Here is a 14819-nt window from a genome sequence, read left to right as displayed (position 1 = left end):
TCGCAAAACTTTTTCACTTTCTCATCGTAGCGGTATATTTTCTTTGTGTTCTTAAACTTCCGGATTGGAGATACACACTCAAATCCACGCTTTTCTAAATCCTTTACGGCCAATAAAATCTCTTTAAGACGCATTCTGCGGATGCACACTTCCATGTGTATCACCTCGCATTTCGCGTATTTTTCTCCTCACCATCTCTTGTGATCGTCCCAGATGTTCAGCGATCTCTTTTGTCGGGATTTTACCGACATTTTCACGGATGAAGAGTAGTTCTTCTTCCGTGAACATTTTTTTCTTTGTAAACGGTTCTTTTGTTAGTAGCCCTCGTTCCCTTAACTGTTTAGCACGAATACAGATAGTCCGTTGACAACATCCTGTATTCAACGCGATGGTTTTGAGCGGTTCTTTATCGTAATGTTCGATGATGTATGTATCGATCATCGCCCAATCCTTCCGATCTTTCCTTTCTTTTGGTTTCGTTTCTTGGTGTACAGGCCTTTCTTTCCATAAAAATTGACCGATCGTGCGCATGTCTTTATATAACGGACATGCTTGGCAATCCTTTTCTTCACACATTTCACACTCGGTCAACATTTTCCCCAACTCGACCATGAGCTTGTGTTTCAACTGCTTGTCCACACCAATCCCCCCTTTTTTGTCAATCAAAAATTCCGAATGTTCCGACTATAAACATAAAAATAAATATCCCCATCACGACAATGTCCAATACTTTTTCATTCCAAAATTCCTCCATGTTCCCCTCTCCTTTTTAGAAGGGGCATTACGCCCCTTGCTATTCTTCACTCACTAATGATTTCCCCGTTCTCGATGATGCTATCTATCATCCAATCGTATCCTGCAAAACCTTTTGATTTCCGTTGCAAACGTTGTTTTTCTTTGCTATCTACTACACGGACATTTACATTCGCACCCCAACCATCACCGAAGTCGTAGTAATAATTCCCTTCTTTCACACGTTCAGCGTCTTTATTTTTTAAAGTTCTAAACTTCACGTATAAGTCTTTTTCTCCGCTCCATCTGCCATTCCAAGAACCAACATTCGGCATAGTTAATGTGAAAGCGAATATTTTCAAGTTCATTCTCCTTTCTTTCCGCAAGGAGCATTACGCCCCTTTTTGTTTTCCTGTCAAAATTTCAATTGCGCGGCTCGCTTCTGCCGCTGTCCAATGTTCAATGTCTTTATCTGTGCCTAATTGTTGCTTCAAATGCTGATACAACGCTTCTTTTGTGTACTTTTCCGTCACCTTTTTGTTGAGTAAGCTGTCGATGAAGTTTAGCTGTTTATCGCTCGCTTTCGGCTGTTCCGTCGCCGCGTTGCCGTCGTCGTCATCTTCTGCCGCGATACCAAGAGCTGCGCATAAGCTGTAACGTCTTGCGTAGGTAACTGCACTTCCTGCGCCCTGTGCGGTGACTTTGCCCATTGGGAGTTTCAACGGCTCACTTTCGATGAACTCTCCACTTTCGTGCAAGATGAGTGTTGTCACGCAGATGTTATCACCTTCTGTTGTTGTTGATTGGAAGAAAGATAGTCCATGTTTCGCTAGATGCGGGCGAATTGTGCTGATGATTTCTTCTAGCGGGCTATATTTACTTTTGAAATGCGGGTTTTCCGCTATCTTTTTCGGTGCTGGGCACTCCGCTTGGAATTTGCAGAGCGCCGATGCAATATTCGCAATGTTTTCTGATCGTTTCATCGGATACGCACCCCTTTCGTCTGCTTCAATGTCACGCCAGGAATCACTTCGCCGTTTTTCAATCGATCTAAAATCGACTTCTTATCAACTTTAGCTGGTTGTGGTATCATAAACTTTGATGGAATTAATTTTTCATCAGCTATCTCGACTGACGGAGGGTTGTTCTGGATTGCAACCGTGATAGTTGGGCGCTTCACTTTCTGCAATCCAGCCACCTCCAATTGTTCCTGCAAGTACGTTTTGAGCCGCTCCACTTTTGCTTCAATCGCACGTCTACGTTCTGCAAGCCGTTGTTCTTCTTCTTTGATGATTTTTGCGTCTGCTTCCAAGTTGCGAATCAATTTGGCAATGTTCTCAACCTTTTCCTCAATCGCATCTTCTAATGACTGTAATGTATCGACTAACGCATCCGATTCCATTTCTTCTGCCATTTCCATTAAATGAGCGTAATTTTGGGCTAACTCGTAAAGTTTCACACAAATTCCTCCTCTTCTTTCTTTTTGTTAAGTTGCTGCCAAACAATCGACATATGGTTCCACACAAGCAACATATCTTCCAACGTGCTCAATTCATGCTGTAATCCAATGATGTAGCCTTGTAAGAAGTTTTTTTCTGTGTCAAGTGTACTTTCATTCACTTTCTGTTGCATGCGTTCGATGTGTTTTTTCGCCAAATCAATGCGAAAACGAATCGCTTGTTCCAATGTGTTCACCTCCTTAATTCGCCAACGCTTTTTGTTCTAGCCACTTAAAAAACATGTCGCGATGGACACGCTTCAAGCGACCGATACGTACAAGAGGGAATCCCTTTTCCTCCATCACTTCATACGCGTGACGGTGAGTGATTCCTAAAATCTCCGCCACTTCCTTCGCAGTAAGCATGATCGGATAGTCTTGTACATTTTTCATTTTTATCACCACCATGTTGTTTATTTATCACCGTTGTCTTTATTGTATCCAAGTGTTGTTTATTTGTCAACATTGTTTCTAAATATTTTTTAGTGCTTTTTATATATTTTTGTTAAATTCCCATGCAACACCGTTGAATGTTGACTTGTAGTGAAACATAATAGAGGTGGGGGTGATAATATGCACGTTGGAGAAAAAGTGAGAAAAATCCGGAATGAAAAAAAATTATCCTTGCGTCAACTCGCCACGATGACCGACATGAACCACGCATATCTATCTCGTATTGAAAACGGGAAGGTGCAACCAAGCGTCGAAAGTTTAATAAAGATCGCAAAAGCACTCGGTTGTGATGTTGCTGACTTTTTTGAAAAGAAAATGGAAGTTGATGAGGAGTTGGAAAAAGAAGGAGTGCAATGGGTGATTTTCGGAAAAGAACTCGAAAAAGAAGGAATTACTTTAGAACAAGTAAAGGAGTGGATACGTGCCATCAAAGCGACAAAATTTTAATTTTTTCGTCCTCTCGACACATTTCGACATTTTTTTTAGTAATCTTGTCGTATCATAAATACGAACATAAGTTTGCATGCTGGAGGGGACGTCATGGAAATTATCTACTCACCTATTGTACCTGAAGGTGTAATCATCGAGGGAACAGATTTCATCATCGTTGGAATAAAAGAAGGTGAGACGAATGAAGGGATACTTCAGGAAACGGGGGAATAAATGGTCATTCACGGTTGATATCGGTAGAGATCCAAGCACGGGAAAGCGAAAGCAGAAGACTGTTTCTGGTTTTCGCACAAAAAAAGAGGCGGAAGCCGCGTGTCAAGCTCTATTGTACGAGCTAAACAACGGAATATATGTTGATGAAAAAGATTGGACAGTTAAACAGTTGATGGAACATTACATTGACATCCATGTATTAAAATTAAGACCGAGAACGATCGACAATTACACAAAATACATTCGTAATTACATTTATCCTACTTTAGGAAATGTGAAAGTTAAAAAATTAACGCCGATTAAAGTACAGAAATGGTTAAGTGAACTTCATGAAAAAGGATATTCTTTATCAACACAAAAAACGGCTTATCTCTTATTAAAAGGAGCACTTAAAAAAGCGGTGTCGTGGGAGATTGTGAAGAAGAATTGTATGGAAAACATTCCATGCCCTTCACCTAAACACGTAGAGCGTGTGACATGGAATGCAGAACAAGTCCGATCTTTTTTAAACCTATCACGACAGCGTAACCTTAATTATTATATGGCATTTCTTATTGCTTTTCATACAGGAATGAGAAAATCAGAAATTCTCGGTCTACAATGGAAAGATATCGACTTTGAAAAACGAGTGATTCATGTCCGTCGTTCTCTACTTGAAAGAAAAGGAGGTGGATATGATTTCGATGATGTAAAATCGAGCTCATCACGTCGGACGATCGCTATTGATGATATTTTATTGATGGAATTGAAAAAGCATCGCATTCGGCAACACGAATATCGCCTGGTGCATGGTGAAAACTATGTCGATATGAACTTGGTGGTCTCGACATATAAAGGCACACCAATCAACCAACGCACCATATCAGAAGAATTTTATATCATCCGCGACCGTTTGGGGTTACCTAGAATCCGTTTTCACGATATCAGACACACACACGCTACTTTACTCTTGCAATACGGTGAAAACGTTAAGGTCATTTCTGAACGCCTTGGGCATTCGAATATCGGAATCACATTGGACGTCTATTCACATGTTGTTCCAGATATGCAACGAGAAGCAGCTGAAAAAATCGCTCGCATTCTCAAATGAGATGTGGTCAAAATGTGGTCAATTCATCAATTTAAACTTGCCAAACTATTGATATATCAATAGTTTATCGCTTCATACCCATACACGCCATACATTTGGGAGTAAGCTTTCGCTTTTTGCGAGAGCTTTTTTATTGATATATATTCAAATTTGAATATAATAGTTTGTATATCATTCATACGGAGGAGAGTAATAAAATGGAAAATGAACAACGATATTTATCGTTTATTGTAGCTGGATTGTTATTAGCAATCCTAATGGCAGCAATGGATAACACGATTGTTGCAACGGCAATTGGGACGATCGTTGCTGATTTAGGTGGCGTAGATCAATTTGTTTGGGTGACATCTGCGTACATGGTTACCGTGATGGCTGGTATGCCGATTTTCGGGAAGTTATCCGATATGTATGGTCGAAAACGTTTCTTTTTATTCGGGTTAATCGTCTTTTTAATCGGTTCTGCGCTCTGCGGTTTAGCACAAAGCATTGTACAACTTAGCATTTTCCGCGCGATTCAAGGGATTGGTGGCGGAGCATTAATGCCAATTGCATTTACAATCGTATTTGACGTATTCCCACCAGAAAAAAGAGGAAAAATGACAGGATTGCTCGGGGCAGTCTTTGGAATGTCAAGCGTGCTTGGTCCACTCCTCGGTGCTTATATTACCGATTACTTAAGTTGGCATTGGGTATTTTACGTCAATGTCCCAATCGGTTTATTGTCTATTTTTTTCATTGTTCGTTATTACAAAGAAACAACGCCACATACGAAACAAACAATCGATTGGTTTGGTGCACTCACTCTCATTGTTACAGTCGTTAGCTTAATGTTCGCCCTTGAATTAGGTGGAAAAAAATATGATTGGGATTCATTCACCATCATATCGTTATTTATGATTAGTGCCATTTTCTTACTAGCATTTTTGTATGTAGAAACAAAAGCAAAAGAGCCAATTATTTCATTTTCGCTATTTAAACGACGAACATTTGCTGTAGCGCAGTTACTTGCTTTTTTATACGGTGCGACATTTGTCATTTTAACTGTTTTTATCCCGGTGTTTGTACAAGCGGTTTATGGCGGTACAGCGAAAAATGCTGGACTCATCTTAATGCCGATGATGCTTGGATCTGTTGCAGGCAGTTCGTTCGCTGGTATTTCACAAACGAAAACATCGTATCGAAACATTATGTTTCTTTCTGTGATCGCTTACTTTACAGGCATGCTTCTACTTAGTTTCATGACACCGGAAACATCGCGTATATGGTTAACTGTGTATATGGCGATTGCGGGATTTGGCGTTGGTTTCTCATTTTCTTTATTACCCACTGCATCAATGCACAATTTAGAGCCACGTTTTCGTGGAACAGCGAATTCAACCAATTCGTTTTTTCGCTCGCTCGGCATGACGCTCGGCATTACCATTTTCGGAACGATTCAAACAAATACATTAACTAGCAATTTAAAAGAAACTTTCGGTTCGATGCCATCAGCACATTCGTTCGATCCACGTGCACTATTTGAAGCAGGAGCACGCGCACAAATTCCGGCACCTATTTTACAAAAAATTGTCGATGCGTTGGCATCATCTATCACGTATGCATTTACGCTCGCATTAATCCCAATTGCTCTTTCATTCGTATTCATTTTCTTCATGGGAAATGAAAAACTAGAAATACAAAAACGGGCAAAAGTAGGGAAATAAAATGAGCGTGAAACTTGTCATTCTCGGCTTGTTGATGGAAGGTGAAAAACATCCATATGAAATTCAACAAATTGTCAATGAACGCCATATGAAACATTATATTAAACTTGCAGCTGGATCGCTCTATTATGCCTTTGATCAGCTTGAAAGAAAAGGATATGTAGAGGTGGTCGATGTCGTACGCGATACGAATCGCCCAGATAAGACGATTTACCGCATCACGGAAAAAGGAAAGCAACACTTTGAACAGCTCTTGCTAGAGGAATTACAAAAACATGAACATATTCACCGCTCTATTTATGCGGGGCTATCTTTTGCTGCATACGCCGATGCAGCAAAAGTAAGTGCGGTATTAGAACGACGTTTGCAAGAAACAAAACAACAACTTGAAAAATTGAAATGGATATTTGAACAAAAGCGACCAAACGAATATGTCGCAAAATTGTACGTGTTAAAAGGAGTCATCATGCATTTAGAAACCGAAGTGGAATGGCTACAACAACTGATCCAAGTCGCTAACAATAAAAAACTACACGAAAAAGGAGGGAGCTAGCTCCCTCACTTTTTTTGCAACATAAATAACCACATAAACGAAACAGCCTGTTTTAATTCTGTTGGTAGCTGTTGAATGAAATGCTCATCGACGCCACGCTTATACACTCCCTCTTGAGAAACAGTGATGAAACCATTTTCCTTTGCCAACTGTTCAAACTCCCATGGCATCATCGTATTACAAATGACTGCTTCATCATATAAACGACGATAGCTATTCACTCGAGGAGCGGCTGTTGGGCCGAGAATGCCGACACATACATGTGCATTTGTTTTTAATACCCGACGAACTTCTTCAAGTGCAGCAAGTGGGCGTTCAGTCCATTCCAAGCAGTTAATAATCATCGCACCGGAAAACGTTTCATCTGGAAAAGGCAAGTTCATAATGTCTGCTTGTTGAAAATGAAGATGTTCATGATATCTTTGTTTTTTCGCTAATTCAATCATTTCGCTTGATAAATCTAATCCGATGACACGATACCCTTGTTCACATAGTTTATATGACCCGTATCCATCCCCACATCCAATATCTGCAATATATCCTTCTTTCGGCATATATGTCGTCACAAACGGAATAATCGTCTTTCGACTTCCTCTCTCCCACATGTCTTCACTACTTTGATGCCACCACTCTGCTCGCTCATCCCATTGCTTCTCCGCTTCTTTATGCCACGCGCGCATAACTCCACCCCTTTTTGAAAAAATAAACATGTTACGTTTATTGTAGCAGAAAGGAGGCCGAAACATGACAAAAAAAGTGAACGAAGGAAGTCGAAATCAAAATGCACCGACACAACACGGGCAACTATATGAAGGTGCAGGAGACAACAGTAAAGGCCGTAAGCAAAACAAAAGCCAAAGCGATAAAACAGAGTAATGAAAAAAGTCGGGCTGATCGCCCGACTCATTCTTCTCGCTTGCTAACGCGAATAGCTGGTGTGTTGTTCCCAATATATAACGGAACGCCTTCTTCATGTGGATGGTCATAAAAATAACGATTGATCTCTTGTTCAGCAAACGCTACTTCATCTTCTCGCATTGTTCGTTTTTCCTCCATCGTCTATCCCCCCTAGACGATAGAATAACCGAACAAATCGTTATTCATGCAAAGGCTCGTCTGAAACAATCACTCCATCTTCATCAACATATACGTATGTACCTGGCTTCCACTCTATATCTCCGAAATAAACAACTGTGTCTCGTGCCCCTTTTCCTTCTTTTTTACTTTTGCGCGGACATGTTCCGAGGGCAAGTACACCAATCGGCATCGTACTTATTTCTTTCGAATCACGAATACATCCATGTACAATAATACCTGCTAATTGGCGATCATACGCGATTTGTGCCAGCCGATCACCCACAAGCGCACATTGTTTTGATCCTTTTCCATCAACAACGACTACACTTCCTGCTGGTACTGTTTCTAACGCTTCTCGAACAAGAACATTATCTTCGAAAACATCTACCGTTGTAATCGGTCCATAAAACGATGTTTTTCCACCGTAACTTTGAAATGTCAGTGAACAAACGCGTACACGTTCCCCATATTGATCGCATAAATCTGCCGTTTTCATCCTCATCCCCCATTTTTGTCAATCTCAACATAATCATATTCAATTTATTCAGAAAAATCAATAAATGAAAACGAAAAGAACGAACTGTTCCCTTCTATCGCTCCGTTCGTTAAAAAATAAATAAACAAAACAAGAAAGCAGTAAAAAAGCAATGTTTCAAAAAAGCTAGACGTACGATAAGTCATAATAAAACGATATCTTTTTTTAGAAAATGGCCAAAGTAGCGGAACACCTTGACTCGAACAGTAATCAGCTAACACATGAAACGCATAACCGAGACATAATCCGAGCGTAAAAGGAGAAAAATGTTGGAATAATAAAACAGCTGTGATCGCTCCCCATGCTAATAGCGAGTGTGTAAATCCGCGATGACCGAACGCCTTTTTCACTTGTTTCGCCACACCAAGTGAACGGCGACCAATATATGAATTTGGTTCATCAATATCAGGAAGCAACCCTCCAATCGCTAATCCGGCTGCATAGGTAACAGTAAAAGATATAGAGGTATATGTTGCAATCCCGGCACCAATGGCTAATGACGAAACAATATGAGTATGATAACGCATGGTTTTTCACCTTCCTTTTGTAAACGCTTCACATGACACTAATTATTAACATTCATGAATTTGCGACTGTTTTTTCAATAAATATTCATTTCTTCAACCAACTTTGTGAAACTATTAGCATTATACTAGTATATGAACAAATTGACAAATGAAGCTGGTGAGAAAAAATGATAAAAAAAACACCTGCAGAACTAAGCGTTATGAAAAGTTTAGCATTTTTAGCGGTCGTTTTTCAAAGTGCGTTATTATATGTTATGAATCATCGCTCTCCACATGCTGAGGAAGCGATTATGATCAGTATATTGTTTCAAGTCGTCAAATTTTCTGCGCCCGTGTTCGTCTTTTTAGTCGGATTTCATATCGCACAACAAACAGATGCGATTCATTATTCACGTTACATGTCCCATAAATGGAGAGAGCTCATTGTTCCATATATAACATGGTCGTTTATTTATTTGATATTATTTTCTAGTCATTCACATGCATTTGAAGCGGTGAAACAACTATTGCTTGGAGAAACAGCTCCTCATTTATGGTACGTCGTCATGATTATACAATTTCATTTGCTTATTGTCGCCATTGTTCCATTTTTCCGATGGCTGAATGAAAAAAAATATTGGAAATTATTTATTATCGTTAGTGCGATCACTTACATGGGCTTCATTACATTCATTTCTCCAATCGTTCAAAGCAAATCATATATACATTACGTTGACCGTACATTTTTAGCTTATTTTTTCTATTTTTGTTTAGGTAGTATGGCTGCGTACACATTGCCATCTTGGAGAAAATTTGTTATTCGAGCTATTCCGCTTAACACGTTTTTATTTTTATCGCTTTTTATTTTTGTTGGTTATGAGTTGTTTATATCTCAAGGTGTTTTTTCTATCGATTTAAGCGCGATTACGTATTTAAAGCCGTCAATGGTGTTATATGTTACATCAGAAATTGTTTTGTTATACGGTTTGTCAATTACTATCGTACAAACAAAATCACGACTATATACAACGTTACGTTTCGTTAGCCGATATACGTATGGAGCATATATCGGACATGTGTTTTTCTTATATATGTTTGCACCGACCATTCCGACAACGATATATTCGCTGTTACAAGCGGTGATCTTGTTTACAATTACAACCGTGTCCTCGGTCGGCATTTGTTATATGATACACGCTACACCATTTAGCTTACTTTTTATCGGTCAAGCGCGTGAACATCGGACACTTTCAATCCCAACGATTTCAAAACTGAAAAAAGGCATCCCAAGTTAAATTTAGGGATGTCTTTTTATTTTATTTGCACAAACAAAAAGATGATAAATACGTATGATAAAAACAAGCCAGCTCTAAAAAAGAAAAAGGGGTGACTCAAAGTGACAATTAGTAGAAAAATATTTCTTTCATTTTTCGTGATGTCGGCTCTATTTGTTAGTATTCAGTTATTTACAATTTTTCAAATCGCTCAAAAACATGATAAACAAAGTCAAATGATTGATAGGCGCATGCAAATTTTAACTTACACAAATGATTTAACGATCGCTTTTTATGAGCAAAGGAAAGAAGTGTTAACGTACTTGTTGCTAAGAACGAAAAATCATTTAGACAACTATACGAACGCCCGTTCACATTTTCATGACGCCTATAACAATGCAGAACGTATAGTAACAACAAAAGAAACAAAAGAAATTTTTCAACATATGCAAAAACTTGAATTGCAATATTTTGATCTTGTCCAACAGTTTATTCACGCCGAAACGGAAGAGGAAGAGACAGCAGTTTTTAAAGAATTAGCAAAAAAGGGGAATGAATTTATAAGCATTGCTGACAAGATGATTATGAGACAAAAGCAGTTGCTCGCTGAGGATCGCGAACGCATAGAACAAGAAATGAAACAAATACAAATGATCTCCTCACTGCTCCTTTTTGTATTATCCATTGTTATCATTAGTATAACGTGGTTAATAAGTAGTAGAATTGCTAAACCGATCCATCTCGTTTCTGATGAGCTACAGCGCGTAGCGAAACAAGATTTATCCTCCCCACCTTTACCAGTGAAAACAAAAGATGAAACAAAATATATGATTGAATCGATTAATCATATGAAAGCAAAATTAAAAGAAACGATCGAAACGATGAAAGACATTTCTATTCATATGGCATCGCAAGCAGAACAATTTTCCACAAGTGCAGAAGAAAGTACACAAGCAGCTGAAAAAGCAACAGAAATGGCGGAGCAAACATATGCGCAAGCCGGGCAACAATTGCGTATGTTAAAAGAAGCTGATCATTCTTTACATGAGTTTGCGATCGGAATGAATCAAATTGCTGAAAGTACAGAAGATTTGCTTACATCAGCCGAACGAGCACATGATTTTGTCAATCAAGGAAAACATTCCATTCAAGCAGTGACAGTACAAGCCGCCGATATGCGCGATGCTATGTTTACAACAAAAACGCTTGTTGAATCTCTCCAACAACGTTCAGAGAAAATCGGAAAAATTACAAACGTCATTACGGCTATTGCCGAACAAACGAATTTACTTGCGCTAAATGCAGCCATTGAAGCTGCGCGTGCCGGTGAACACGGAAAAGGATTTACTGTCGTCGCTCATGAGGTGCGAAAATTATCCGAACAATCGAAAGAAGCGGCAAAAGAGATTGAAACGATGCTAGATCAAATAAAGGTCGAAACAAAAAGAGTAGCGCAAGCCATGGAGGAAAACACGAAAAAACTTGTTGATGGCACGACATACTATGACACAGCAGAACGTTCATTTCAAGTTATTAATCAATCAGTAGAACAAGTGTTTTCTAAAGTACAAACGACATCGGCAGCAATTGAACAAATGACCGCGATTTCAAACGAAATAACCGAAACAATGAAACAATTAAAACAAATAGCGGACGAAGTGATGAAAAGAAGTAAAGAAAGTGCGGTGACGATGGAAGAACAGTTAGCGATGAACGAACAAATTTCTTCCGCTGCCCAAACGCTTGCCCAACTTGGCGATCAGTTACGCACAACAGTGGAATCATTTCGTATATAGACGTGCATAAATGTATGCACGTCTACTTCTTGTCAAAATATTTCGCTAATTCAACAATCATCGCCCCCATCCGTTCGTGAGCTGGAGCAATGACATGCGCAATCTCTTCCTCGTGTAACGCTTCTTTCGTTACTTTTCCTACCGCAACAGCCACAACGTCACCGTCAAATGCTCGTTTTATTTCTTGTGCATATCCACCTTCGTTCACAAACGAAAAGAAAAAGCGTACTTGAATCGCTGATGTAAAACAAACTGCTTGTACAGATCGAGAAATAATTTCGTCAACAAGCTGTTTCATTACATGAGGCGCAGGTGGAGTATGGAGATACGGCCATATCTCTTGATATAAAGCTCCTCGTTCAGTTAAAAATTGTTGCAATGACGGAGCTGAATCTCCATAAAGCTGAACAACAACATGTTTACCTGTCCAATCCACTTCTTCTAGCACATGAACAAGACCTTTTGTCGTTCCATCGTCTGCCGTTATGTGTGGGTTTATGCCGTATGTACGTAGGACGTTCGTCGTTTTATACCCACGCACCGCCACATGCGCTTGACGAATGGCTTGAAGAAACATTTCTCCTACTCCCCACTCGTCTGCTTTTTTCATTAATGTTTCAACACCAATTCCTGTCGTAAAAATAAACCAATCGACTGGCTCATTGACGATCTGATAAAGTTGTTGTTTTAGTTCTTCATTAAGAAACATCGTTCCTTGAGCAGGTCGTAAAATTGGAATGCCCCCTTGTTTAACGATAAGCGCGCTCATTTCCTCTATTTTACGTGAGGCACATAGTGCAATGTTTTTATTCGCCAACGCTTTCTCAACCATTCATCTCATCTCCTTTTCTTCCCATCACATCACATAAAGATGCGAAATAGCGCAAATTTTGTAGAAACGTGACATAAAACATCGAATAGTTATATATTCACACGATAACTAAATTCGCCTACAATGTAAAGAGACGATTCGACGAAAATATTCAAATTATTCGAAATATATGTCGAAAGGAGCGGCTTTATATGCCCTCGTTAATTAAAGAAATATTGCTAAATTTATTTTTTATTATATTAGCGCTATTAATTGTTCCCATTTGGCTTGAAGAACGGCGCATATCCGATCACGCAAAAACGATTTTAAAAACGATGGCGATCGGGATATGTATTATATTTTGTATGACGTTTCCTATCCACGTAACAGATAGTTTTATTTTTGATTTACGTCAAGTCGCCATCTGGATTGGCGGTTTATACGGAGGAGCATTGTCAGCCCTTTTTCTTTCGAGCATGGCTGTTATTTATCACATCATTATCGGTGGCACGGAAGGTATTATTGTGGCGATGATCATTACAACCATCCAAGTCATTATTTCCTTCTTTCTTTACCGAAAATTCCAAACGTCTTTTTCCCCGAAACAACGGATTACTTCGATTATTCTTTTATCGATCGGAACAGCTATGTTAACAATGATGCTCTCTAGTATATGGATTGTTGATGACTATCAAATTTTATATATCATTTCAACATATTTTCCAGCACAACCAGTTGCAGCGTTTTTAGGTGCTTATATTACTGAAACGATCCAAAAACATAACGATCTTCGTCGCCGCATTGTTCGTGCCGAAAAGATGGAAGTGGTCGGCCATTTAGCCGCTTCGATTTCGCATGAAGTGCGTAATCCATTAACTGTATCTCGAGGATTTATGCAGTTGTTACTACAAAGTGAACGAATGAATTATAAAGATAAACAATACATTCAAATCGCAATTGAAGAAATTGATCGCGCAGAAGCAATTATTACAGATTATTTAACATTTGCCAAACCAGCTCCAGAACATGTCGAAAAGTTAAATGTAAAAACCGAAATTGAGCGAGTAATTGATATTTTACGCCCTCTCGCCAATATGAACAGCATTGAAATTCAAACGTCCCTAGTGCCATTTGCGGTAAAAGGAGAACGCCAAAAATTTCAACAATGTTTATTGAACGTCATGAAAAATGCTATTGAAGCGATGCCAAATGGAGGTACATTACGTATTAACGTATCGATCGATAAAGATTACGTACTTATTCATATTAGTGATACAGGAGTTGGCATGACAAAAGAACAAATTGAACGTTTAGGGGAACCTTATTTTACAACGAAAGGAACAAAGGGGACAGGTCTTGGGATGATGGTTGTTTATCGCATTGTTGAGACGATGAAAGGAGATTTATTTATTCATAGTGAAGTTGGTGAAGGGACAGACGTATATATGTATTTCCCATCCTATTATAAAACAGATGTCGAGAAATTTTCACGAAAAAACGAAAAAGCGATCCCAATTTGAAGAACAAGTTGTTTATTGACTTGTTCTTTTTTGTTTCATTGATTATTTAGAACATAGTTTAATTAATGAAAAAAAGGCCGTATGTCAAACGACCTTTTATAACTGCTTAGAAAATTCTCTACCGAACGCAATGCACAACTGTTTATCTTCATTTGTTGGCGTCAATTCGATCTTCAAACCTTCGAGAACGACTTCAGCCCCACATTCTTGCAGTTTTTCGATTAAAATATCAACGGCAGCACCATATTTTTCATAACTTGAGTCGCATGAGCCGAAAACAGCTGCTTTTTTTCCTGTTAAGTCCACGTCATTCAATTCATCATAAAAATCTAAAAAATCATCTGGCAATTCACCATCTCCCCATGTGTACGCTCCAAGCAAAATACCGTCATATTGCTCAAGTTCTGTCGCTGTAGCATCTAACACTTCTTTTACATCCAACTCGACTCCTTGTTCACGTACACCTTGAGCAATTGCTTCTGCCATTTCTTCTGTATTGCCTGTCATGCTTGTAAATACCATAATTACTTTTGCCATCAGTAATCCCCCTATAAATATAATTGATAATAATTTTCAACAATTATATATTAAATGATAATGATTATCTT

The 14819-nt window shown here is 38.9% G+C and carries 21 protein-coding genes; 9 read left to right on the top strand and 12 right to left on the bottom strand.

Annotated elements, in window-relative coordinates; genetic code table 11:
• Nucleotides 1-123: 123 nt before the first annotated feature.
• From HNR63_RS05195 to HNR63_RS05170, 6 genes are all read right to left on the bottom strand, one after another.
• The gene (locus tag HNR63_RS05195) at nucleotides 124-639 is read right to left on the bottom strand and encodes a hypothetical protein (RefSeq protein ID WP_181520015.1); all 516 of its coding nucleotides are present in this window, start codon (nucleotides 637-639) and stop codon (nucleotides 124-126) included.
• Between the two features lie 161 nt (nucleotides 640-800).
• Entirely contained in the window at nucleotides 801-1094 is a 294-nt protein-coding gene (locus HNR63_RS05190; protein WP_181520014.1) for a hypothetical protein, read from the bottom strand.
• A 30-nt stretch (nucleotides 1095-1124) separates the two neighbouring features.
• Complete coding sequence (locus tag HNR63_RS05185; protein ID WP_181520013.1) at nucleotides 1125-1715, bottom strand: ERF family protein; 591 nt, start codon at nucleotides 1713-1715, stop codon at nucleotides 1125-1127.
• Complete coding sequence (locus tag HNR63_RS05180) at nucleotides 1712-2191, bottom strand: siphovirus Gp157 family protein (protein WP_181520012.1); 480 nt, start codon at nucleotides 2189-2191, stop codon at nucleotides 1712-1714. The genes HNR63_RS05185 and HNR63_RS05180 overlap by 4 nt, the downstream gene beginning before the upstream one ends.
• Nucleotides 2188-2418, bottom strand: a complete 231-nt coding sequence (locus tag HNR63_RS05175) for a hypothetical protein (protein WP_181520011.1) — start codon at nucleotides 2416-2418, stop codon at nucleotides 2188-2190. The genes HNR63_RS05180 and HNR63_RS05175 overlap by 4 nt, the downstream gene beginning before the upstream one ends.
• A gap of 13 nt (nucleotides 2419-2431) precedes the next feature.
• Nucleotides 2432-2623, bottom strand: coding sequence for a helix-turn-helix domain-containing protein (locus HNR63_RS05170; RefSeq protein ID WP_246316747.1), 192 nt, complete (start codon nucleotides 2621-2623; stop codon nucleotides 2432-2434).
• Between the two features lie 180 nt (nucleotides 2624-2803).
• Between HNR63_RS05170 and HNR63_RS05165 the strand changes: the two genes are divergently transcribed.
• The 5 genes from HNR63_RS05165 to HNR63_RS05150 all read left to right on the top strand — a co-directional run bounded on the left by HNR63_RS05165 (nucleotide 2804) and on the right by HNR63_RS05150 (nucleotide 6692).
• A complete protein-coding gene (locus HNR63_RS05165; protein ID WP_181520009.1) occupies nucleotides 2804-3130 on the top strand; it encodes a helix-turn-helix domain-containing protein in 327 nt (108 codons plus the stop codon).
• 93 nt (nucleotides 3131-3223) lie between these two features.
• On the top strand, nucleotides 3224-3346 hold the full coding sequence (locus HNR63_RS13905) for a hypothetical protein (protein ID WP_281363158.1): 123 nt from the start codon (nucleotides 3224-3226) through the stop codon (nucleotides 3344-3346).
• Complete coding sequence (locus HNR63_RS05160; RefSeq protein ID WP_181520008.1) at nucleotides 3315-4436, top strand: site-specific integrase; 1122 nt, start codon at nucleotides 3315-3317, stop codon at nucleotides 4434-4436. Before HNR63_RS13905 ends, HNR63_RS05160 begins: the two co-directional genes overlap by 32 nt.
• A gap of 197 nt (nucleotides 4437-4633) precedes the next feature.
• Complete coding sequence (locus HNR63_RS05155) at nucleotides 4634-6139, top strand: MDR family MFS transporter (RefSeq protein WP_181520007.1); 1506 nt, start codon at nucleotides 4634-4636, stop codon at nucleotides 6137-6139.
• A gap of 1 nt (nucleotide 6140) precedes the next feature.
• Nucleotides 6141-6692: a PadR family transcriptional regulator gene (locus tag HNR63_RS05150; protein WP_181520006.1), complete on the top strand. Its 552-nt coding sequence runs from the start codon at nucleotides 6141-6143 to the stop codon at nucleotides 6690-6692.
• 5 nt (nucleotides 6693-6697) lie between these two features.
• Here HNR63_RS05150 and HNR63_RS05145 read toward each other — a convergent pair whose 3' ends face one another.
• Nucleotides 6698-7372, bottom strand: coding sequence for a class I SAM-dependent methyltransferase (locus tag HNR63_RS05145; RefSeq protein ID WP_246316746.1), 675 nt, complete (start codon nucleotides 7370-7372; stop codon nucleotides 6698-6700).
• 64 nt (nucleotides 7373-7436) lie between these two features.
• On the opposite strand from HNR63_RS05145, the gene HNR63_RS13900 reads away from it, so the two are divergent.
• On the top strand, nucleotides 7437-7568 hold the full coding sequence (locus HNR63_RS13900) for a hypothetical protein (protein ID WP_019416538.1): 132 nt from the start codon (nucleotides 7437-7439) through the stop codon (nucleotides 7566-7568).
• A gap of 27 nt (nucleotides 7569-7595) precedes the next feature.
• Here the strand turns inward: HNR63_RS13900 and HNR63_RS05140 are convergent, their stop codons facing one another.
• From HNR63_RS05140 to HNR63_RS05130, 3 genes are read right to left on the bottom strand one after another with little or no spacing between them, the layout of a single operon-like run.
• Entirely contained in the window at nucleotides 7596-7748 is a 153-nt protein-coding gene (locus HNR63_RS05140) for a hypothetical protein (protein WP_021094656.1), read from the bottom strand.
• 40 nt (nucleotides 7749-7788) lie between these two features.
• Nucleotides 7789-8265 (bottom strand): ribonuclease E activity regulator RraA, encoded by a 477-nt coding sequence (gene rraA / locus HNR63_RS05135; protein WP_085788925.1) that lies wholly within the window; start codon nucleotides 8263-8265, stop codon nucleotides 7789-7791.
• Nucleotides 8266-8309: 44 nt separating this feature from the next.
• Nucleotides 8310-8831 carry a metal-dependent hydrolase gene (locus HNR63_RS05130; protein WP_085788924.1) on the bottom strand — a complete coding sequence of 174 codons (522 nt, stop codon included), beginning with the start codon at nucleotides 8829-8831 and terminating at the stop codon, nucleotides 8310-8312.
• A 167-nt stretch (nucleotides 8832-8998) separates the two neighbouring features.
• Between HNR63_RS05130 and HNR63_RS05125 the strand changes: the two genes are divergently transcribed.
• Nucleotides 8999-10105 carry an acyltransferase gene (locus HNR63_RS05125; RefSeq protein WP_181520004.1) on the top strand — a complete coding sequence of 369 codons (1107 nt, stop codon included), beginning with the start codon at nucleotides 8999-9001 and terminating at the stop codon, nucleotides 10103-10105.
• 101 nt (nucleotides 10106-10206) lie between these two features.
• The gene (locus HNR63_RS05120) at nucleotides 10207-11880 is read left to right on the top strand and encodes a methyl-accepting chemotaxis protein (RefSeq protein WP_181520003.1); all 1674 of its coding nucleotides are present in this window, start codon (nucleotides 10207-10209) and stop codon (nucleotides 11878-11880) included.
• A 22-nt stretch (nucleotides 11881-11902) separates the two neighbouring features.
• On the opposite strand, the gene HNR63_RS05115 is transcribed toward HNR63_RS05120, so the two are convergent.
• Nucleotides 11903-12712 carry a uroporphyrinogen-III synthase gene (locus HNR63_RS05115; protein WP_246316745.1) on the bottom strand — a complete coding sequence of 270 codons (810 nt, stop codon included), beginning with the start codon at nucleotides 12710-12712 and terminating at the stop codon, nucleotides 11903-11905.
• Between the two features lie 191 nt (nucleotides 12713-12903).
• On the opposite strand from HNR63_RS05115, the gene HNR63_RS05110 reads away from it, so the two are divergent.
• On the top strand, nucleotides 12904-14211 hold the full coding sequence (locus HNR63_RS05110) for an ATP-binding protein (RefSeq protein ID WP_181520002.1): 1308 nt from the start codon (nucleotides 12904-12906) through the stop codon (nucleotides 14209-14211).
• A gap of 96 nt (nucleotides 14212-14307) precedes the next feature.
• Here the strand turns inward: HNR63_RS05110 and HNR63_RS05105 are convergent, their stop codons facing one another.
• A complete protein-coding gene (locus tag HNR63_RS05105) occupies nucleotides 14308-14748 on the bottom strand; it encodes a flavodoxin (protein WP_085788919.1) in 441 nt (146 codons plus the stop codon).
• Between the last annotated feature and the right edge of the window lie 71 nt (nucleotides 14749-14819).

The sequence above is a fragment of the Anoxybacillus ayderensis genome, assembly GCF_013761015.1.
GTDB lineage: Bacteria > Bacillota > Bacilli > Bacillales > Anoxybacillaceae > Anoxybacillus > Anoxybacillus ayderensis.
Note: the sequence above shows the minus strand (reverse complement) of the source record. Positions and strands in the feature narration are given on the sequence as shown.